This window comes from Schaalia radingae, assembly GCF_900106055.1.
Lineage (GTDB): Bacteria > Actinomycetota > Actinomycetes > Actinomycetales > Actinomycetaceae > Pauljensenia > Pauljensenia radingae_A.
On the sequence record NZ_LT629792.1, the window covers coordinates 1,120,624 to 1,142,350 of the forward strand.

17 protein-coding genes and 1 tRNA gene are annotated in these 21,727 nt (G+C 59.9%); 8 read left to right on the forward strand and 10 right to left on the reverse strand.

Going from position 1 to position 21,727, the window contains the following annotated elements; genetic code table 11:
* Positions 1-2: 2 nt before the first annotated feature.
* The 3 genes from BLT69_RS04970 to BLT69_RS04980 form a co-directional block, all read right to left on the reverse strand.
* On the reverse strand, positions 3-977 hold the full coding sequence (locus BLT69_RS04970; RefSeq protein WP_058236608.1) for an ABC transporter substrate-binding protein: 975 nt from the start codon (positions 975-977) through the stop codon (positions 3-5).
* Positions 978-1,122: 145 nt separating this feature from the next.
* Positions 1,123-1,821, reverse strand: coding sequence for a DUF4191 domain-containing protein (locus tag BLT69_RS04975; RefSeq protein ID WP_058236609.1), 699 nt, complete (start codon positions 1,819-1,821; stop codon positions 1,123-1,125).
* Between the two features lie 7 nt (positions 1,822-1,828).
* Positions 1,829-3,139, reverse strand: coding sequence for an MFS transporter (locus tag BLT69_RS04980; protein WP_257590415.1), 1,311 nt, complete (start codon positions 3,137-3,139; stop codon positions 1,829-1,831).
* Between the two features lie 92 nt (positions 3,140-3,231).
* Between BLT69_RS04980 and BLT69_RS04985 the strand changes: the two genes are divergently transcribed.
* Positions 3,232-4,407, forward strand: coding sequence for a protein kinase domain-containing protein (locus BLT69_RS04985; RefSeq protein WP_092648535.1), 1,176 nt, complete (start codon positions 3,232-3,234; stop codon positions 4,405-4,407).
* On the opposite strand, the gene sucB is transcribed toward BLT69_RS04985, so the two are convergent.
* Complete coding sequence (gene sucB, locus BLT69_RS04990) at positions 4,404-6,239, reverse strand: 2-oxoglutarate dehydrogenase, E2 component, dihydrolipoamide succinyltransferase (RefSeq protein WP_058236611.1); 1,836 nt, start codon at positions 6,237-6,239, stop codon at positions 4,404-4,406. The two genes, BLT69_RS04985 and sucB, sit on opposite strands and share 4 nt — an antisense overlap.
* Before the next feature lie 24 nt (positions 6,240-6,263).
* Positions 6,264-7,640, reverse strand: a complete 1,377-nt coding sequence (gene lpdA / locus BLT69_RS04995; protein WP_058236612.1) for a dihydrolipoyl dehydrogenase — start codon at positions 7,638-7,640, stop codon at positions 6,264-6,266.
* 216 nt (positions 7,641-7,856) lie between these two features.
* On the opposite strand from lpdA, the gene BLT69_RS05000 reads away from it, so the two are divergent.
* Positions 7,857-8,342, forward strand: a complete 486-nt coding sequence (locus BLT69_RS05000) for a hypothetical protein (RefSeq protein WP_070726632.1) — start codon at positions 7,857-7,859, stop codon at positions 8,340-8,342.
* Here the strand turns inward: BLT69_RS05000 and BLT69_RS05005 are convergent.
* Positions 8,339-8,800 (reverse strand): tRNA (cytidine(34)-2'-O)-methyltransferase, encoded by a 462-nt coding sequence (locus BLT69_RS05005; protein ID WP_070726634.1) that lies wholly within the window; start codon positions 8,798-8,800, stop codon positions 8,339-8,341. The genes BLT69_RS05000 and BLT69_RS05005 overlap by 4 nt on opposite strands.
* Positions 8,801-8,856: 56 nt before the next feature.
* A complete protein-coding gene (locus BLT69_RS05010) occupies positions 8,857-9,396 on the reverse strand; it encodes a YbhB/YbcL family Raf kinase inhibitor-like protein (protein ID WP_092649096.1) in 540 nt (179 codons plus the stop codon).
* Between the two features lie 130 nt (positions 9,397-9,526).
* Between BLT69_RS05010 and imuA' the strand changes: the two genes are divergently transcribed.
* The 5 genes from imuA' to BLT69_RS05035 are packed head-to-tail and all read left to right on the forward strand — an operon-like array spanning position 9,527 to position 18,664.
* A complete protein-coding gene (imuA', locus tag BLT69_RS05015) occupies positions 9,527-10,048 on the forward strand; it encodes a DnaE2-dependent mutagenesis accessory factor ImuA' (RefSeq protein ID WP_092648536.1) in 522 nt (173 codons plus the stop codon).
* A 1-nt stretch (position 10,049) separates the two neighbouring features.
* Entirely contained in the window at positions 10,050-11,606 is a 1,557-nt protein-coding gene (locus BLT69_RS05020) for a DNA polymerase Y family protein (RefSeq protein WP_092648537.1), read from the forward strand.
* 57 nt (positions 11,607-11,663) lie between these two features.
* The gene (locus BLT69_RS05025) at positions 11,664-12,254 is read left to right on the forward strand and encodes a thymidine kinase (protein WP_058236617.1); all 591 of its coding nucleotides are present in this window, start codon (positions 11,664-11,666) and stop codon (positions 12,252-12,254) included.
* Between the two features lie 33 nt (positions 12,255-12,287).
* Complete coding sequence (locus tag BLT69_RS05030; RefSeq protein WP_092648538.1) at positions 12,288-15,449, forward strand: DEAD/DEAH box helicase; 3,162 nt, start codon at positions 12,288-12,290, stop codon at positions 15,447-15,449.
* A 41-nt stretch (positions 15,450-15,490) separates the two neighbouring features.
* A complete protein-coding gene (locus BLT69_RS05035) occupies positions 15,491-18,664 on the forward strand; it encodes an error-prone DNA polymerase (protein WP_092648539.1) in 3,174 nt (1,057 codons plus the stop codon).
* Here the strand turns inward: BLT69_RS05035 and BLT69_RS05040 are convergent.
* The 3 genes from BLT69_RS05040 to BLT69_RS05050 all read right to left on the reverse strand — a co-directional run bounded on the left by BLT69_RS05040 (position 18,647) and on the right by BLT69_RS05050 (position 20,873).
* On the reverse strand, positions 18,647-20,062 hold the full coding sequence (locus BLT69_RS05040) for an AI-2E family transporter (RefSeq protein WP_092648540.1): 1,416 nt from the start codon (positions 20,060-20,062) through the stop codon (positions 18,647-18,649). The two genes, BLT69_RS05035 and BLT69_RS05040, sit on opposite strands and share 18 nt — an antisense overlap.
* On the reverse strand, positions 20,059-20,718 hold the full coding sequence (locus tag BLT69_RS05045) for an HAD hydrolase-like protein (RefSeq protein WP_092648541.1): 660 nt from the start codon (positions 20,716-20,718) through the stop codon (positions 20,059-20,061). The genes BLT69_RS05040 and BLT69_RS05045 overlap by 4 nt, the downstream gene beginning before the upstream one ends.
* A 69-nt stretch (positions 20,719-20,787) precedes the next feature.
* Positions 20,788-20,873, reverse strand: a tRNA-Leu gene (locus BLT69_RS05050).
* A 69-nt stretch (positions 20,874-20,942) separates the two neighbouring features.
* Here BLT69_RS05050 and BLT69_RS05055 point away from each other — a divergent pair.
* Positions 20,943-21,716 (forward strand): DsbA family oxidoreductase, encoded by a 774-nt coding sequence (locus BLT69_RS05055; protein WP_257590416.1) that lies wholly within the window; start codon positions 20,943-20,945, stop codon positions 21,714-21,716.
* The last annotated feature ends 11 nt before the right edge of the window (positions 21,717-21,727 follow it).

Below are 21,727 nucleotides of genomic sequence, written 5' to 3' on the forward strand. Positions count from 1 at the left end.
GGTCACTCAACCGGCGGGTTGACAGTGGCCGTGTCGAGGGCGGAGGAGTCCGCGCCGTAGGGCGCGAGGATTTTCTCTAGGTATCCGCTGTCCATCAGGTACTGCATGGCCTTGGCAAGGGCATCTGTCAGAGCCTGATCAGACTTGGAAACCGCAACGCCCTGTGGGGCTGCTTCGATGACGTCTCCAACCTGTTCGAGCTGTCCCTGGGTGAGCTTGACCGTGTAGCTGATCACTGTGGAATCTGCCAGGGTTGCGTCGTACTGTCCACCCACAACCTTCGTGGCGACGTCAGTCTGCAGATCCATCGGCATGACCTGAATGGCGGGTTTGCCGTCGGCTTCACACTTTGCGGACAGCTCGTTGGCGTACTCGTGCTGGAACGTGCCGTTCTGAACGCCGAGGGTGGCGCCACAGGGGTCAGCGGGGTCGAAGTTCTTCGGGTTGCCTGTCGATACGGCGTATGCGGAACCAACCTCGATGAACTGAACGAAGTTGGTTTCTTTCTCACGTTCTGGAGTAATCGTGAACGCCGACATGCCGATGTCAAACTTGGTGCCCAGTGCCGGAATGATCGTGGGGAACTCGGCGTGCGTGGTGGTGCCTTCCGACAGACCCAGCACCTGTGCGAGGCCGCGCACCAGGTCAACTTCGTAGCCAACAGGGGTCTGACCATCGTCACCGCGGAATTCCGCCGGCGCGTAGTCCGTGGAGGCACCATTTCGCAGGACGTCACGATCCTTGATTTCCTGTGGAACGAGGGCAGCGATATCATCCTGGACTGGAATCTGGCTGGTATCGAAGGGGGTGATCCCCGTGGATGCCATTGGATTGTCGGCAGATGAGGTCGCTGATTGTGCTCCGGATGATGCGCCGGCATTCGACTGATCGGCAGGGACGTCATCGGGATCAGAGCACGCGGCCAGGCCACAGGCGGTCAGGGCAGCAATTGCAGTGACGACAGTAAACTTACGCATGATTTCCTCCAATATGCGAGCAACGCGAAGGAACTATTTCTCCACGTCGACCAACATATACGAGTATGCGCATAAAAGTATAGTGATGCGTCGCCGTCTCAATATGTGAAGCGACCGGCGCGGCGGCATCGCCGCTCAAACATGGTCAGTGGCCACGCAGGGCACGACGCGACGGGCGCGCCTTCATGGGATCAATGCTGCGAGGAACGCGTTGGTGCGTCTTGTTCTCCAACGCTGTCAACCGCTGAGAGATCGCAGGAACTTCCTCACGAGTCAGCGTCTTCTTGAGCTTCCGGATACGACGGTCAAGCTGCCCGAGGGTGATCTGTCCATCACCATGGCCCACCTCAATCAGGTGAATCGGAACGTTCTGGGCGACACGCTGCGTGTTGCGACGCTCCTGATTCAACATCGGGCGCACACGCGAGGAGGGTCCCTCGGAAATGAAAACCACACCGGGCCTGCCGACAAGGCGCCACACCAGATCCTGATGGCGATTCGCTGCAACAGGCTCTTCGCTGACAATCCACCCGCGCTTGATCTGACTGATAACCGCATACACGGATCCGATCGTGCCGTCGATCTGCTGATACATTGCGCGGCGCACAAGTGCGGCGAGCAGACCCATGCACAGCAGCAGTGCCAACATGACTCCCGTCAGGATCCACATGAACCATGAGTTGGTGAGGAATCCGAGGAGGATGCCGAGAGCGATGAGAACGATGGAACCACCGATCATCACCCATCCGATCCACGGATATGAGCGCGCAGTGATCTTATAAGCGTCAGCGAAGTTCTGATACCACCGACGCTTCTTTTCCTGGGGTGCATTTTCCTTTGCCATAACGGTCCTATCCTACCTGTGATTGGAGCCGTGCGGGACCACGGCTTCCTGCGCGACGCAAAATCTCACCCGTGAGTGCGATAACAAGTCCGGCGCACACTGCGATCGCATACGCCCACGGCGCACCGGACGAAGACGCCACCATGCCACCCGCGGCTGATCCACAGGACACGCCGATTGTGACCGAAGACTGCATCGACGTCATCGCCACTGAAACACCTTGTGGGGGAGCCAGGCGTTCCGACAATGAAAAGGCCGTCACCATTGTGGGCCCCACGAAGAGTCCGGCAATGAGCAGCATGAGAGCAGTCAGGATAATGCTCGAGGCCCCAGCTGTTGCCCCCATTGCTGCCGCAATTCCGACCCCGCCGATGATGACGCGCCACGACAGTCGCACGGATTCGGGAATCAAGACAACCATCAGGGCCATTGCGGCTGACCCGATACCCATGACCGCGTAAATCAAACCGGCCTGCGTCTGCATTCCGGCCATTGCTGCTCGTTGGGTGGTGCCGGCCTGAACGGAGCCAAATATCGTACCGATACAGGCCATGATGAGGATCGCCGGAAGGACAACGCGCAGCACCGAGGCGATCGACACCGGCGGGGTTTGCGTGCGATCAGCGTCGTCCTCGTTCGGCAGGGAAGCGGGCGTGCGAATAGCGAAAGGAATCCCGGCGCACAGCACGAGGAGGACGGCCAGTGCCAATGGCGCGGCAGGTGCTGCGGCGGACGCGGCGATGCCAACGAGGGCTGGGCCGAGGACGAAGACGAATTCATCAGCGGTGGACTCATAGGAAAAGGCTGCGGCCAGATGATGGGGGGAGGTAGTGCGCGCCACCCAGCGTGCACGCGTAAATGAGCCAATCGGAACGGCAGTCAGGCCCACGCATAAGGCAGCTAGCCACAAACCTGGGCCACTGTGAGCAGTCAGCGCTACAGCGCATAGTCCAGTTAGGGAGAGCGCGTTGAGGGGGAGCAGCGTGAGCAGTACCGGTCGTTGTCCGCCAAGGTCAGCCCAGCGTCCGATCAGCGGCGAAGCGATGGCTGTTGACAGAGAGACCACACCGGTCGCCAGTCCGCCGGTTGCGACGGATCCAGTAGAGGCGGTGATTGCCGTCATTGTCCCCAACGGAACCATGGCGTAAGGTGCGCGAGCCACAAACGCGATGATGAGCTCGGGCCACCCAACCAGAGCGGGCAGAATACGATAATGCGCCAGAGCGCGAAATGGTGATGTCTGCACGAAAGCATGTCCCAACATAGGCGTGCCCTCAAGGGTCTTGCCAGGCAAGAGCAGGAGGGCTTGCTGCGCCACGGCAGCGGTGTCATTCTAGCGTGTATCCATGCGCCATCCACAGATTGCGATTGCGTATTGTGTCATAGGGGAAGGCCCGTCACAGTAGGGGCATGGATATCAATTCCTACGAGTTGCGGTCATTGGCCTCGATGAGCCATGCCGGCCCCATGTGGCACACACTGACTCGCGATGGGAACGCAGGCCTGCTGGCACTGCGGTCAGCTGACGATGCGCAGCGCCTGGAGTCACGGTGGCGCGCCTGGGCGCAGATTGACTGTGACAACGTGGTACGGCTCCACGACGTGGCGCGCCATGACGATGGACGGTGTGCCGTTGTGATGGAGTACGTCACCGGTCGCACACTCGACACGCTGATCGGGACCCCCTCACTTCGTCGCAGGCAGGTGCGCGAGCGCATCAGCGCGTCCGTCCGGCGCGGTGTGGAGGCGCTCCACGAGCACGGCATCGTGCACGGCGACCTGTCTCCATCCAATATCGTGGTGCGCCCCGACTATCAGGCGGTCCTCATTGACATTATCGATGGTCCCGAAGGCATCATCGGCACTGAAGGATGGTCCGATGGTGAGGGCACAGTCGAGGGCGACTGGGACAGCGTTGCGCGTATTGAACGCAAGCTCAGCGGCCCTGGCAGTGTGGGCGACGAATTAGGGGAGGTGCTGCGTCGCGCGGCGAACACGGAGCTCACACAGCATGAGAACGCGCCGGCACGGCATAAGCGACCTCGGTCTTCTCACGCAAAAGTCGGTTTTGCAGCGTGTATGGCGTTCGGAGTCGGCGCATGGGTGATCGGGCATGCAGTGCGCAGCGATGCTGAACAGAGCGTCTCCGAATCGGGCGCGGTATCAGCGTGCCCGAGCAGTGATGAGGCTCGTGACGTCATCACCGATGTGCTGCGTTCACGTGACAGCGCATTGATGAATCGCGATGTTGACGGGCTGACGTATGCAACCAGTGGTGTGTTGCTGGAGTCGGACCAGGCACTGATAGAGAATCTGGTCGCAGGCGGTGTGGAATTGAAGAATCTGTCGACAGCCGTTGTGGGCGATGTGACGGTTCGCTGCGACGGGCAGATGGTGACGGTCAGCACCCGCATTCAGCAGGCCAGCCACCAGCGCTGCGAGGCTGGACTGTGTCGCAGCGTCGGCACCCAGCCTGAACACAACGTGGAACTGACACTGGGCGGACATCCGCTGAGTGTTCACGACATAGCAAGCGGGGATGCGCCGAGTAACTCGAGCGCACCCCCGCCTGGTGAGGATTTCTAGAGACCCAGATCTGCCTGGAATGCTCCCTGCTCCAGACGACGCTTGACGTCCATCAGGTAGCGGGCCGCGTCGCCGCCGTCGACCAAACGGTGATCGTACGACAGGGCCAGGTACACCATCGAGCGGATGCTGATTGAATCATTGCCCATCGCGTCCTTGACAACCACAGGGCGTTTCACGATCGTTCCGACGCCCAGAATTGCGGTTTCCGGCATGTTGAGAACCGGAGTGTCGAAGAGTGCTCCACCCGATCCCGTGTTGGTAATCGTGAAGGTGGATCCGCTCAGGTCATCGACACCTGCGCTGCCATCGCGTGTGCGCTTGGCCAGGTCATTGATCGAGGCTGCAATTTCAGGAAGTGACTTGCTTCCTGCATCCTTGATGACCGGAACCAGCAGCCCGCGCTCGGTGTCGACGGCAATGCCGATGTGCTCGTGATCGTGGTACGTCACCTTCTTGTCGTCGATCGTTGCGTTGATCTTCGGGTGCGCAACGAGGGCTTCGGTAGCGGCCTTGACGAAGAAAGGCAGGAACGTCAGCTTCGTATTGTGCTTTTCCTGGAACGGAGCCTTGGAGGCTGCGCGCAGGGCAGCAATACGGGTGACATCCACTTCGACCACTGTGGTCAGCTGAGCAGCTGTCTGCAAAGACTCGATCATGCGCTTTGCGATCGTCTGGCGCAGACGCGTCATCTTCTCAGTCTTTCCACGAAGTTCAGACGGCTCGAAGACGATCGGCTCATCGGATGACTGCGGTGCAGGAGCCCCACCAGATGCGGCCGGCGCTGCCTTCGACGAGGAGGACTCAATGGCTTTTTCGACGTCTTCGCGGCGAATACGGCCACCAACACCCGTGCCAGTCACGGTGGACAGGTCGATGCCGGCCTCACGTGCCAGCTTGCGCACGATCGGTGTGACGTACTGACCAGAAGCAACGGACTGTTCAGGCTGGTCCGCAACCTTCGTTCCGGACTCGGTAGCTTTCGGCGCCAGCGTTTCAGGCGTCTCGAATTCCTTCTTATCCGAATCGCCTGGCTGATGCGGCATCGGAGGAGCCGGGGGTGCAGGCGGTGCGGGTGGCGCAGGGGGTGCCGGAGGCGCCTGACGAGGTGCGGGCGGCTCGGCCGATGGGGATGGAGCCGATGTATCTTCCGACGGCTCATCGGGTGCGACAGCATCTGCCGTCTTCTTTTCCGCCGACTGGTCAGATGCTGCGCCGCCGGCCTGATCGGAGATCACGGCCACCACGGTGCCGACCTCCACCGTTTCGTCTTCTTCCACCCGGATTTCCACCAGGTAACCGGATGCGGGGGAGGGAACTTCAGAGTCGACCTTGTCAGTGGACACTTCCAGAAGCGGCTCATCTGCTTCGACCTCGTCACCGACCTGCTTGAGCCAGGTTGTCACCGTGCCTTCAGTGACTGATTCGCCCAAGGCGGGCATGGTGACCTCGGTGGTGTTACCGCCGCCCGAGGCAGGGGCCTGCCTGGATTCGGCTTCCGGCTCTGGTTCGGATTCCTCGGAGGCAGCTTCCTGTGATTCATCGGCGCTCTGGTCGCCCTCGTCGCCTGCCTCGTCCGCTGAAGCCTCTTCACCTTCCTCGCCAATCAGGGCGATCTCGGTTCCGACCTCAACGGTTTCGTCTTCTTCAACCAGGATCTTGAGCAGAACGCCGCTGGCGGGGGAGGGAACTTCAGAGTCGACCTTATCGGTGGACACTTCCACAATCGGTTCGTCAGCTTCAATCTTGTCGCCCACCTGCTTGAGCCACGTTGTCACTGTTCCTTCAGTGACGGACTCGCCCAGAGCGGGCATCTTCACTGCTGTCGCCATCGTTCAATCTCCTTTATGCGTGACTCAGTTGTGGGAGTGAAGAGGTTTGCCGGCAAGGGCCAGAGCTGCTTCACCAATTGCTTCGTTTTGGGTGGGGTGAGTGTGAATCAGCGCGGCCAGATCCTCCGGATACGCTTCCCAATTCACCATAAGTTCGCCTTCACCGATCTGTTCACCCATACGGTCACCCACAGCATGGAACCCGACGATCGGGCCATCCTGGACGTTGATCAGCTTGACGAAACCACTGGTATTCAAGATATTTGATTTGCCATTGCCAGCCAAGTTGTATTCGACTGTGTGAACGGCATCATCACCGTACTTTTCACGAGCCTGCTTTTCAGTCAGACCAACAGAGGCGATCTCCGGTTCACAGAAGGTGACGCGCGGAATTCCTGTCTCATCGATGACCTGAGGATTGAGCCCCGCGATCTCCTCGGCGACAAAAATTCCCTGCAGGAAGCCACGGTGAGCCAGCTGCAATCCGGGGACGATGTCGCCCACAGCGTAGACGTTGCCCACGCCGGTGCGCAGACGCTCGTCGGTAATTACGAAACCACGATCCATCGTGATGCCGGCCTCTTCGTAACCCAAGTCGTTGGTAACAGGACCGCGTCCGACTGCGACCAGCAGAATGTCGGCGTCAATTTCCTTACCGTTTTCGGTCGTGACGTGAACGCCGGAATCATCCTGCGTGGCACCGGCAAAACGCGTATTCGTGTGGAACTTGATGCCGCGCTTGCGGAACTGGCGCTCCAGCTGCTTTGAGACCGCTTCATCTTCGTTATTGGCCAGGTGCGGCAGTGCCTCGATGATCGTGACCTGAGCACCCAGTGAACACCACACGGAGGCAAACTCCAGGCCGATCACACCGCCGCCCAGGACGACCACGGATTCGGGCACCCATTCCATCTGCAGCGCCTGCTCAGAGGCGATAATACGGCCACCGATCTCGAGACCGGGGATTGAGCGCGAGTATGACCCCGTCGCAAGGACGATGTTCTTTCCCGTCACGGTGCGACCGTCAACGTCAATCGTGGTGGGGGAGGTCAGACGGCCCCATCCCTCGATCACGTCGATCTTTCGCTGGGAAATCAGCCCCTGCAGGCCCTTGTAAAGCTTCTTGATGACAGAGTCGCGGTACTTCATCAGCTGTGGCATGTCCACGCCTTCGAAGGAGGACTTCACACCGAAGTGCTCGGATTCCTTGACCGTGTCGACGATCTCAGCGGCATGCAAATAGGCTTTCGTTGGAATGCAGCCGCGGTGCAGGCATGTGCCCCCGACTTTGTCTCCCTCGATCAGTGCAACTTTCAGTCCTAATTGGGCGCCTCGTAAGGCAGCGGCATATCCGCCGGATCCTGCTCCTAAGATGACGATGTCGTAATCGGGCTCGCTCACTTATTCACTCCTCAAAGTTGGACTCGTGTGGACCGTCATGGACCAACTGGGTCTATTGTCCCACTTGCAGCGGTTTTTTTCTGACTTGTACGTGGGAACTTTTGGTGCGCCATCCCATATCTGGCGCCATCGCGCCAAGAACGGCCGTTTTGTCGCTTCTGGGCCGTACTATGTCATATGCGACAGTACCGCCATTGCTGAAAGGAGACACTGTCCATGGGTGTTACGCCGGCACCACAGCCAGCAGAAAGCGTGGCAGATGATCGCGGCCCGTCATGGGGCTTGGGCCGCCTTGTTCCTGCCGCGTACTGGCTTTTCGGTGCATGGACAACGGTCGTGTCGATTCGTAGCCTGACAAGTCGGGGCGAGGAACCGCTGGGGCCCTATGTGCTCGCCCTGGTCGCCTCACTGCTGTACCTCGTTGCAGCAGCGGCGTTGACTCATAACGGGCGCCGCATGCGCATGGTCGGATGGGCCAGTGTCATCACTCAGACGGTCGGCCCACTGATCGTCGGACTGTCGTTCTGGGGAATCAACGAGCCCACATCCGAGCGATCCCCGTGGAGTCGTTTCGGCGCGGAATACTATTATCTGCCGCTGCTGCTGGCAGTCGTCGGACTGGTGTGGCTGTGGTGGTCAAATCCGCGTCGTATCGTGGAACTTGCCGAACAGATCGAACGCCAGCCGAGGCGCCGCAGTTAGCACGAGTGCGGGAATCCGATCTGACGCCAGGCCTCATACAGGCCGATAGCAGCCGAGTTCGCCAGGTTGAGTGACCGGATCCCCTCGCACATGTGGATACGGACCCGCGACGTCACACGCGGATCATCCATCACGTCCTCAGGCAGACCGGTCGGTTCGGGGCCAAACATCAACCCGTCGCCGTCGCTGTAGGACACATCGGTGTACATCGTGGTCGTGTGTCCGGTAAATGCCCAGATCTTTCCGGGAATGTCGGCCAGTGCATCGTCGAGGTTGGGGTGAACCTTCACGTGCGCCAAGTCGTGATAATCCAGGCCGGCGCGACGCAGTTTCGCGTCATCCATGTCGAAGCACAGTGGCTCAACCAGATGCAGCATCGATCCGGTGCATGCGGAAAGCCGGATGGCGGCTCCCGTATTGCCCGGGATGCGCGGTTCATAAAAGATCACATGTAGCACGTGTTCAATCTTGCCCCCTGTCGGGCGCTGACAGCGACATGGCGCGTCGTGATCTTTTACTCCTGAGGCGTGGCAAAGGTTGCCGTCAGTCTCCCTCGTGCAATCGTGTGGAACATGGTTGCGAAGGCAACCTGGGCGGCCGAGGCGTCCTCGTCCACCTCGAGGGTTTCGACGTCCAGTGCGTGAACGGCAAAAATGTAGCGGTGCGGGCGATCTCCAGGCGGCGGGGCGGCTCCGTAGTACGAATGGTCGCCGTGGTCTGCGCGAATATGGAAAGCGGCGCCGTCAAGGTCAAGGTCGGAGGATCCGGCACCTTGTGGAAGTTCGGTCTGCGTGGCAGGAATGTCCACGATTATCCAGTGCCACCACCCTGACGGTGTGGGGGCGTCCGGATCGAAACATGTGACGACGAATGAGCGGGTCTGCTCGGGGAAGCCGCTCCACGCCAGATGGGGTGAGACGTTTCCTCCCTCGGCGCTGTGGATGGCGGGAAGAGTCTGGTTGTCAACAATGTCGTTGGAAGTCACGGGAAAAGTAGCGTCAACAGGCAGGAGATTGTAGGGATCGGGGGCTGTTGGGCGATCGTTGAGGTTCACCATTGCTCCTTTCGTTTGTGATATCCACCATAGTCGTGCTGTGCGTGATTTTCGAGGGCGACTGGCGGATGAGCTCCAGATGCCGGGGGAGTGTCCTATGATATCGAACATCTGTTCGAAAGGAGGGGGAATGGCACTGAGTGCACGCGAACGACTGGAGCACGCACGCGCAGCGCTTGCTCAGGCGGAAGAAGAAACTGGCGTGCGTCATCGCGACGAGTATGACATCCAACGCCATCTGAACTCACGTGCTCACGACGCCGAGGCTCCGGTGGGCTGTATTTTTCACGTTGAGCCCTCTGCGGCTCACCTGATCCGCGCCGTTATTGACCTGGCACCGCACGGAGCGTGGTGCGCATTTGTCGGCGTGGCGAATATGGGGTGGGAAGCGGCATCGAACATGGGACTTGAACTCGAACGCGTCATCGATGTGCCGCACCCGGATCGCTGTGCTGCCCAGATCCTGAGTACCCTGATCGACGGCGTGGATGTCGTCGCAGTGGGGCGGGTCGAACTGACCGTGCGCGAACAGCGCCAACTGGCAGGCAGAGCGCGCACACGCGGGATACGGATCGTCACTGCCTACCCGTGGATCGGTCTTTCGCGTCCGCTGGCTGCAAGTCTGGTGGCTCCAACGAAGCAGGCGGTCTGAGATGGCGGCCAGCAGACGCGTGGTGGTGTGGGTTCCCGACTGGCCTACCCAGTCACTTGCAGTTAACACGCCGCCAGGAGGGCGAGCCATTATTGCGTCAAATGGTCGCGTGCAGGCTGCGACACTGGCTGCGCGCCGCGCAGGTGTGCGCACGTCGATGCTCTTGACGACTGCGCAGTATCTGTGCCCCGACGCACTGATCTACCCAGATGATCCGCTTGAGCAAAATGCCGCATTCGAACATGTGCTCGATGCATGCGACCGGGTGGCCGCACATGTGACGTGCCTGCGGCCAGGACTGGCGTGGGCGCCTGCTGCAGGCCCGGCGCGGTGGGTTGGATCGGAAGAAAAACTCGCACAAAAACTGACTGAAACGATCGTCGAGGAATGCGGGGTCGAATGCCACGTGGGGATTGCGACGGGGATACTGACAGCAATATGGGCCGCCCGCTCTGATGAGATCGTTCCCGCCACCTGTGCCGAACAGTATGTGAGTGAAATACCGCTGGCGCATATTCCACGCATCGTACCGTGTCAACGCACACAGGACGCACATCATGCGATCGAGGTGCTTGAGGACCTGGGGGTGACAACGTGCGCTGATGTGCTGCGTGTCGGCAAGAAGGCGCTGCTGTCACGATTCGGGCGCTCAGGGGAGGACCTGTGGAGCCTGGCCAGCGGGGGTGACCTGTTTATTGCGCCGCGTGCACGCACCACCTCAGCGGTGAACGTGGAACGCACATTCGATGACCCAGTGACCAGTCTTGACATGGTTGCCTTGCAGCTTCGAGCAGTGGCGGAAAATCTGCGGCAGAAACTGTGGAGCCAGGGTGTCAACGCGCACGCGCTGAGTATCCGCGTCGCGACGACAACAGGACAGGACTGTGAGCGCACATGGTGTGGGGTGAACTGCCTGGACCCCAGTGAAGTTGTTGATCGTCTGCGCTGGCAATTACGCGGCTGGCTTGACCGCCTGCTTCCACAGGACGATGGCGATGCCGGTGGGTTGAGCACGATGCAGGTGGTGGCCTGCGACCTGTACGACACAGTAATGCCGGACCAGCTGTGGGCAGGGCCGGAGAGCAGTCGACGCGCTGAACGGGCCGCTTTGCGGGTGCAGTCAGTGGTCGGCACCGAGGGAGTGCGCGCGGTATGTATGCAGGGAGGATTCGATCCACGGTCGCGTGTGCACTCTTCCCCTTGGGGAAGCCCGGGACAAGAGCCCGTCAGGAGCGAAGGAGAATGGGACGGCGCTCTGCTGCGCGCGCCCACAGTGATGCTGGACAAACCCGAGCAGGTTGAGGTGCGCGCCGGGCTGACTCCTGTCGTGGTGACTGAACGCGGATACCTCAGCGCACCGCCCACACATATCGTGCGCGCCAGGGAACAGATCTCCATCGTGCAGGTGCAGGGCATCTGGGTTGTCCAAGGGCGCTGGTGGGAGGAACAGACAACAGAACGTTCGGCACGTGTCTATGTCATTGCAAGTCGGGACGGAAGCGACGTCCTGCTGAGCTTTCAGTCAGGCAGATGGTGGATCGAAGGTTTCTTTGAATAAAACGAGCTCGGGTACCATCAGGCTCAGGAGGACACGGTCGACGAGGAAAGGGAAGCTGTGGCGAAACTGTACTTCCGATACGGAGCGATGAACTCAGGCAAATCAACTGCACTGCTTCAGGTTGCCTACAACTACGAAGAACGTGGCCAGCATGTCCTGGTGATCAAACCGCGCGTCGACGTGCGCGGCAACGACACAGTGGTGTCCCGTCTGGGAGTAACGCGCACCGTTGATGTCCTTCTGGACTCCACCGATGACGTCTTTGAAGCGCTCGAGGCAACCGGCCGCATGGCTTCCACCTCCGCCATCCTGGTGGACGAAGCGCAATTTCTCACCCCACGTCAGGTTGACGATTTCCTGCGGGTAGCCGTCATGGATGGCATCCCCGTCCTGGCTTACGGCATTCGCACCGATTTCCGGACCAACGCATTTCCTGGTGCTCGCCGCCTCCTGGAAATCTCGCACAGCCTCGAAGAACTCAAAACGATTTGCCGATGCGGAAAGAAAGCAGTCTTCAACGGCCGCATCGTCAATGGCTCCTTCATCTTTGACGGCGGACAGGTCGCGATCGACGGTGTCGACTCAGGATATGAATCACTGTGCGCACGCTGCTACCTGCGTGAATCAGGCGGGAAGCTGGGAGACTGAGCATCTGCGCGCGCGGCGTCATAAACTGGAAAGATGGCTCCACGCGACATCGTGACGTATGTTCACCACCTCAGTGACGACGACATCATGATGCGCGTAGGCCCGGCAACGTGGGCAAAAGGGTTGGCGTTCTTTACCCGAGGCGACGTCCTGGACACCGACCTCACGTCAGAACGCGAAGCCCAGTGCCGCGTCAAAGGCCCCGGATTGACCTACCGCACATGGGTGAGCCTGCGTGACGGCGCCCCTGTCCACCTGGATCTGAGCTGCGCGTGCGCGATCGGACGTGATTGTCCGCACAGTGTGGCAGCCTTACTTGCCGTGCGCTCCGTGCCCGCAGAATCGGAGGAGGGCCCCACATGGCGTGACAGGCTGCGCACCCTTTCCGGCACCACGGCGATGGAGGGTCAGCCACTGGCGTTACTGGTTGATACGCATAACCCTCGTGAACCTATTGCACTGACACCGCTGCGCCCTGGAATGCACAGCGCGTGGACCACGAAGCGTGCAACGTGGCAGGACCTGACCGCCACGCAGTGGGAATCGGTCACAGATGGACTCAACCCCACACACGTCGCGCTGATCAGGCAGGCCTACCGCCACTCACGTTCAGATGGAACGTACCGCTCACCAAATGACGTCACACTGGAATCGCTGGGCGTGCAGGCAGGGCCGTGGATTGAGGCAGCTACGCGAGCCGGCCTTGACATGTTCGTTGACCTCGACCCGCTCACACCACTGAGCGTCGACCCGACTCCCTGGCACGTCAGTCTCGACACCACTCGCACTGGCGAAACAGGCGACATTCTCATCAAACCCGTGCTCACCGACGGTGCGCGCATCGCCGCCCGAGTTCGCATCAGCGCAGCCACGCAGCTGGCATTCTTCAACGCCGGGCGCACAGTCGCACATATTCGTTCAGGGGCGCATCTGCTCGACGCGTTCGAAGGTGCCTCACCGCTGATCATTCCGGCTGAAGACGCGGCCGAATTCCATGCCCAGTGGCTTCCTCGGCTCAGCGGCACCAACCCGGTCATGTCCAGTGACGACTCAGTGAGCGCAGACGTTTCAGTTAAGACAAGCATCGTCGGACGCGTCAGTATGGATCACATCGAACACGTCGTGATGCGCTGGTGGGTCGATCAAGCTGTCGGCACCTCTCATGTGCGCACCGCCTACGACAGTACAGACCCCGATGTCACGCACCTGGCACGCAGCGTACACTCTGCAATCGGCCAGATCTCGCTTCCCACCGGCGCGCCCTTGACCGTCGGCACACCCATCCGTATGCCCGCCTGGAAAGCCCCGGAACTGCTTGCCACCCTCGACGAGGTGACCGCCGACGCTCTGCAATGGGACGTGAACCCTGATGTGCGGGCACTGAGCATCAGCAATGAGGAACTGACGATCCACACGGACGCTGAACCGTCCTCATCCACCGACTGGTTTGATGTCCATATACGCATCCGCATCGGTGACAGTGATGTCGCCCTATCTGATGTCCTCACCGCACTTGCCGATGGACGCGATCATATGCTGGTTGAGGGGACGTGGGTCGCCCTCGACAGCGCTCGTATCAACAGGCTGCGCGCCCTGCTCCACAACGCGCAGGAACTGGGCGGCAGCTTTACTGAATCTGACCTGCAGCTATCGAGCATGCATGTGGGGCTGTGGGAAGAATTCGACGACCTGACGGACTCGCTCACCGTGCCCAACTCCCTGCGCCGCACTATCGACGTACTTACTGCCCGAGGTGCGCGCGATCCGTTGCCGCTGCCTGACACCCTTAATGCGGATCTTCGGCCCTACCAGGTCGACGGTCATCAGTGGATCACCTCCCACATTCACAACGGATTGGGCGGCATTGTCGCTGACGATATGGGCCTGGGCAAGACCCTGCAAATCCTCGCCTCGATCGCGTCGCAACGCGCTGGTGGCACCGAGCCGCCAGTTTTGGTGGTGGCACCGACCTCCGTCGTCGGCACATGGGTTGAACAGGCCGAACGCTTCCTACCCGAGCTGCGAGTCGTCGACATTACGTCAACCTCCAAACGTCGCGACGAATCACTTGACAGTGCCATCCGCGATGCCGACATCGTCGTCACCACATACACCATTGCGCGCCTGGAATCAGACCAATGGGCAGCGCGCGAATGGGGCGGCCTGGTGATCGACGAAGCGCAGCACGTGAAGAATCCGCGCACTGTCATCCACCGCCTGCTCATGCAGCTGTCCCGGCCGTGGACACTCGCAGTGACCGGTACACCCGTGGAAAATTCCGCAGCGGATCTGTGGGCGCTCGCAGCCCTGGTTGCTCCCGGCTTGTTGCCCGGCTGGAAAACGTTCAGCACACGTATCTTACGGCCCATTGACGAGGGGGACGTGAACGCCGCCGCAGCGTTGAGCGCAGCGATCCGACCGTTCATCATGCGACGCACCAAGGAAGCAGTGGCACCTGATCTTCCCGCCAAGACTGAAACAACCGTCGGTGTGGAGCTGGGAGTTGAACACCGCCAGATCTACGACCAGTATCTGACGCGCATACGCGTCCAATTGCTCGATCTGCTTGACGACGCTTCACGGCACCGCATCGACATTCTGGCCGCGCTGACGCGACTGCGTCAGCTGGCCCTTGACCCGGCATTGGTCGATGAACACTACCAAGGTATTGGGTCGGCAAAGATCGACGTGCTGGTGGACCACTTGACGCAGATTCTGCCTGCAGGTCACAAGGCCCTGGTGTTCAGCCAGTTCACGTCCTACCTGGCACGAATCCGGGAGGAGCTGAAGCGGCGCTCCATTTCCTGTGTCCAGCTCGACGGTTCAACCCGCAATCGCCGCTCAGTGATTCAACAGTTTCGCGAGGGGGACGCTGACGTGTTCCTCATCTCCCTGAAGGCTGGGGGGACAGGACTGACATTGACGCAAGCGGACTACGTGTTCGTCATGGATCCATGGTGGAACCCGGCCGTGGAAGAACAGGCAGTGGATCGTGCGCACCGCATCGGGCAGGAACGTCCTGTCAGTGTGTACCGTCTGGTCGCCCTCGACACCATTGAACATAAAGTCGTCGAACTACAAGAACGCAAACGTGAACTTGTGACATCCCTGGTTGATGCGGCTGTTGATCAGAAGGACGCGGGGCAGTGGACGCGCCTTAACGTGGCTGACCTGCGTGCGCTGATCGACGGATAAGACCGCTACAGAATCGAACAGATGTTCGATATGATGGTGGAGTGGTCGAACCTGCTCGTTACGCGGAATTACATGCTCACTGCGCATTCACATTCCTCGACGGCGCCAATATGCCCAGCGAGATGGTCGATGCTGCCTGCGCGCTGAACCTGGAGGCGCTTGCGGTACTGGATGTCGATGGTATGTATTCTGCAATACAGATGGCCACTGCCGGTCGAGCGCGCGGACTGCCGATTGTGTGCGGGGCGGAACTGACCCTGGATCCGCAGCAATTTTCAGCCCAGCCTGGATGGGGACTGGTTCCCGGAGCCGAAGAACCCGGCATCCGTCTTCCCATCATCGCCACGAATCCGTGTGGATACACGCAGCTGTGTGCGGCAATGAGTCGGCACACCCTTTCTCATCCAGGTCGGCGCACGCCGATACACATGCTGGACGAACTGGGTGCAGGGGAGTGGATAGTGCTCACCGGCACGTCGCGTGGCCCGCTGCGTCGAGCGCTGCGGGCGGGTGGCATGTCGGCCGCCCGCTCCATGTTGACACGCCTGATCAGTATCTTTGGACGTGACCGCGTCGCCGTCGAAAGCGCGCTGAGCCCCACGGAGCCACCTGAGACTCTGCGTGCACTCAGTGAATTGGCCACAGGTGCCCACGTGCCGCTGGTTGCCACAACGGCCGCGCGATGTGCCACCCCGGTATCCGGGCCCCTCGGTGATGTCCTGGCTGCCACCCGACTGGGAATGTCACTGGAAGAAGCTGAACCGCACCTGCCGGCCTTCCGTTCTTTTCTGCGCAGCGCAGAAGAAATGCTGCTGATGTACCACGACTACCCGGATGCTGTTCGCATGGCGGCAGACATCGGATCTCACGCAAGTTTTGACCTGCGCCTCGTTGCTCCCCGACTGCCTGAAACGAAGGTGCCCGAGGGATTTACGTCCGCGACATGGTTGCGTCATCTGACTGAACAGGGCGCCCTCGAACGTTACGGAACGCGGGCAGACAACCCCCATGCGTGGGAGGTGATTGACCACGAACTGTCCATCATCGAACGCATGGATTTTCCGGGATATTTCCTGATCGTCAAAGAAATCGTTGACTTTTGTGCCTCCCGCAACATCCTGTGCCAGGGACGAGGATCAGCCGCCAATTCAGCCGTATGTTTCGCCCTCGGCATCACTGCAGTTGACGCGGTGCGTCACTCAATGCTTTTTGAACGCTTCTTGTCGCCTGGACGTTCCGGCCCTCCTGATATCGATGTCGACATCGAGGCAGGGCGGCGCGAAGAAGTCATCCAACATGTCTACGAGCACTATGGGCGTGAACGCGCCGCACAGGTTGCCACCGTCATCACCTACAGGCACCGCTCAGCGATCCGTGATGCTGCTCGCGCATGCGGATATGCCGCCGGTGTTGCGACGAAGTGGAGCAAGAGCGAGGGCGACCCGCCCCCTGATCAGGTCACTCGAATCGCACAGAAAATGTCCGACCTTCCGCGTCACATGGGAATCCACACCGGAGGAATGGTGCTCACGCGCACACCGGTCAGTCATATCTGCCCCGTGCAGTGGGGAGCCATGGAGGGCCGCTCCGTTCTCCAGTGGGACAAGGACGACTGCGCTGATGCCGGACTGGTGAAATTCGACTTGCTGGGATTAGGAATGCTCACCGCCATTCGCCGGGCATTCGACTGGCTGGGGGAGCGCGGCATTACCGGCAGGAACGGGCGCGCGCTGGGACTGCATAATCTGACAGAAGAGGATCCACGTGTCTACGACCTGCTGTGCGCAGCTGACACGGTGGGAGTGTTTCAGGTGGAGTCGCGCGCGCAGATGAATACATTGCCACGCCTTCGGCCGCGCTGCTTCTACGACATTGTGGTGGAGGTGGCGCTGATCAGACCTGGCCCCATCCAGGGGCAGGCAGTGAATCCGTATCTGCGTCGAAGACAGGGCGCAGAAGCGGTGACGTATCTGCACCCGCTGCTCAAGCCTGCGTTGGAAAAGACTCTGGGTGTTCCGCTGTTTCAAGAACAGCTCATGCGCATCGCGCAGGATGCGGCAGGTTTCACCGCGGCGCAAGCTGACCGCTTGCGCAAGGCGATGGGGTCGAAGCGTTCACTCAAACAGATGGACATGCTCAAACCTCCGCTGATGGAAGGAATGCGTCAACGCGGAATCTCTGAGCAATGCGCACACAGGATTTTTGATCAACTCCGAGGCTTCGCATCGTTCGGTTTTCCTGAGTCGCACTCCTTTTCCTTCGCTCACATCGTCTACGCGTCAGCCTGGCTGAAAGTGCACTACCCGGAGTTCTTCTACGCAGGTATCCTGTCCAGTCAGCCTATGGGGTTTTATTCTCCGGATAGCCTGATCCACGACGCGCGGCGTCACGGCGTAGCAGTTGCTCGGGCCGATGTGCAGTTTTCTGACGTATCCGCATGCGTCCAGCCCTACGACCCGGCTGTCGAGCGATGTGCAAACGAACGCGTTGAACTGGACATGGATGACGATGCCATGATTCGGATCGGGCTGGAATCGATACGCGGACTGGGGGAGGGTGCCCACCGCATCGTCGATGCGCGAGCTGACGGTCCGTTTTCCAGTATGAGTGACGTGGCGCAGCGTGCTCACCTCACCGAGCGCCAGGTGGAAGCATGCGCGCGAGCCGGTGCTTTCGATTCGCTGGCAATCAGCAGAAGAGACGCACTGTGGGGTGCCGAGCGAGTGGCAGAAGAACACGCGTATCAGCCGTATATTCCTGGTATCGAGGTGGGCACGACGCCAGGGAACCTGCCGCAGATGAGCGATGTTGACCAGATGCGCGCCGACTATCAGGCCACCGGCCTGACCGTGGCAGAACATCCGCTGGCCCTGATCCGCTCATTCCTTGATGATCGCGGCGTCGTGAAAGCGCGTGACCTGATGGAGAAAGGTGACGATGGGTCCATCGCGTCAGTCGCTGGTATTGTCACGCACCGCCAACGTCCCCACACAGCGCGCGGCCTGATTTTCGTGTCTTTAGAAGACGAAAGCGGGTTTGCCAACATTGTGTGCTCACCGGGACTGTGGACGCGTTATCGCACCACCGCCACGACAGCGCAGGCGCTGATCGTCAGTGGCACTGTCGAAAGAGGCGAGGGTGTCGTCATGATCCGGGCACATTCGCTCAAAGAGCTGCACATGCCGATGCGCGTCCGATCACGAGACTTCCGCTGAAGCCTCGGTTTTCTGCCCGTCAGCCTCGGATTCGTCGTCGCCGCGGTTGCGGAAAAAACGCACAATTCTGGTGCCGATCTTGTTCTCGTGCTCTTCCTCAACGTCGGGCGCATTGCGGCGTTCAGGCAGCGGATCTTCGATCGGTGCATCACGCTCATACAGTTCAGAGAAGACAGACCAGATCACGCCGATAATCGGGATCGCGATGACGGCACCCAGCAGGCCCGCCGTGAGTGTACCGACGGTGACGCCAACACCGACAACCACAGGGTGCAAAGACACCTGCTTGCCCATGATGAGGGGCTGGAGAACGTGACCTTCGAGCTGGCCGATGCCGGCGATGCCGAGGCCAACGATGGCGGCCTGCATCAAACCGCCGCTTGCAGCAGCCACGATCATCGCAATGATCATCGCTGCGGGCGCACCAATCAGGGGAATGAAGGCACCAATGAACACCAGGACGCCCAATGCGGGCGCAACCGGCACGCCCAGGATCTGCAGGAAGATCCCCGCCAACAGACCATCGGTCGCGGCCACGATCATCGTGCCGCGCGCGTAGCCCGAGAAAGTGTCCCATCCTGCCAGAGCTGCGCGATGGATAGGCTCACGCCTGCGTGCCGGTGTGACATCCAGGAACCAGCGCCACATTTTTTCTCCCGACAGCAGGAAGAAGATCGTGATGAACAAGCCCAGTGCGGCGATTGTGAACGTGATGGCAGCGGCTGAGACATTTGACAGGAGGTCGGATGCCAGCCTGCTCCAGTTTTGCTGGACGTATTGCTGGCCTTTGGCGATCATGTCGTTCATCCATGCGGACACATCCTGCGGCGTGACCTTGATGTCGAATGGCAGGGAGGACAGGAAATCGGAGATCACATCCAGACCGCGTGAGAACTGATTGGCCAGCCTCGTCCACTGTCCCATCACGGAGTTGACGACCAATGCCATCAAACCTGCGAAGATGCCGAAGAATCCCAGCAATGTCAGAACCACTGACAGGCCACGCGGAATGAAGCGCGAAAGGAAATTGACCACGGGATTGAGAATCGCAGTGACCACCAGTGCGACGAAAACAGCGATGAAGACCGGGGTGACGCGTGCCAGAGCATAGACGACGGCGGCGACGATGATCATGATGCCGATCAGGGCCCACGCTGCCAGGCCGGATTTACGCAGCCAGTCAGGCAGATCGGGTCGTTTCACGGCAGTATTGGCCCGCGAATGCTTGGTCGGAGGTGAGGAGACGCGTCGCCGTCGGGGTGTGTGATATGAGGCAGGGTGTGCCGGCGTGGATGTGCGCGTCGTGGCCGGCACCTGAGTGACGTGCGGAGAACGTACGAACCGGCTCAGGTTCTGCTTCAGATTGCCGAACTTTGAGGTGCGTGATGAATCAGTCATGAGTGATCTCCCATCAGCAGCTGGCGCAGTTCGTCGGCATCGTGGGCAACTGCCAGTGCCTGATCGAACTCGCCAGGATGCGAATAGCCCCAGCCTGCCCCGATCGCCGGCAGACCGACTTCCAGAGCACCTTGCAGGTCCCATGAACGGTCACCTACCACGACGGGGCGAGAAATGTCGAGGCCTTTTTCCTCCAGGCGCTTCAGTGCATCGCGGATCACATGAGCTTTCGAATAGGCGGGATCTGGGATGGCTCCCGCAATGACATCGATGAAGCGATCAAAACCCAGATGAACCATCTGGTCGCGCGCCATGTATTCCTGTTTTGAGGTAGCCGTAGCCAAGGCGTATCCGGCGGCATGCAAATCTTCCAGAAGCTGTCCAATGCCGGGATACGGTTCTGGCTGAAGGAACAGTTCACGATAGTAGTGACGGTAGATGGTGGCAGCATTGTCAGCCTGCTCAGCATCCATCCCCAGATCCATGAAGGAGTCCCATAACGGTGGGCCGACGTATTTCCCCAGCTCATCGCGTGAACGAGACGGATAGTTCAAGTGTGCAAGTGTGCGTTGGAACGAGTCGATAACGACACTTGCCGAATCGACAATTGTGCCGTCCACGTCGAAAAGTACACAGGTCCAGCGAGAAGTTTCCACGTCTCTACTGTAGAGCAGAGTTAAAAATAATCGCGACACCGCAAGGTGTCGCGACCATTCTGCCCATTGTGCGCGGAGGGGGACTTGAACCCCCACCCTCTAAAGCGAGGACTAGCACCTCAAGCTAGCGCGTCTGCCTATTCCGCCACCCGCGCAACGCTCAATGAGAGCGGATAGAACTTTAACACGACAATGGTACCTGTCGGCAAATCGAAACGTCCAATATGAACGAGCGACACGTCACATTTGCTCATGAGTTAGGTGACAAAGGCCCGGGCACCCTGACAATCGAGCAAAGTTATGAGACAGTTGCCAACATGCACATCGACATTTGGTCTGACGTGGCATGCCCGTGGTGCTATCTGGGTCTTCACCACCTGCGCACGGCCCTGGGCTCATTCGAGCATGCTGACGAGGTTGAGATTCGACTTCACGCCTACTTCCTTGACCCTGACTTAGCAGAACCGTTGGAGCTATCTCAAAGCGAATACCTGACAGCACATCGTGGAATGTCAGAAGAAGATGCAGACAAGAGCCTGGCTCAATTCACTGAGTTGGGGATGGCTGAGGACATCACCTTCAACTTCGAAACGATGGTGGTGGCGCCCACCTCGAACGCACACCGGCTCCTCGCCGCAGCCTACGAACACGACCTTGCGCACGACACGCTGACAGGTGCGAATACCACTCAGCTTGCTCTGGCTGAAGCGCTTGACCGTGCCCACTTCGAAATGGGTCAGGACGTCTCCGATCCGGAGGTGTTGATTCAGTGTGCGAAGCGAGTCGGTATGTCAGCAGAAGATGTGGTGGCCGCCCTCGCTGATGAGCAGCGAGCAGCAGATGTAGTTTCCGACTACCAGATCGCCGTTGAAATGGGTATTGAGTCGGTTCCCACCATGCTCATCGATCAGAAGTTTGTGATCCAGGGCGCACAGAATGCGCAGGCCTTGGGGACTATGCTGGCGACCGCGTGGGAACACACTCACGCTGAAGCCTGAAGCGATCATCC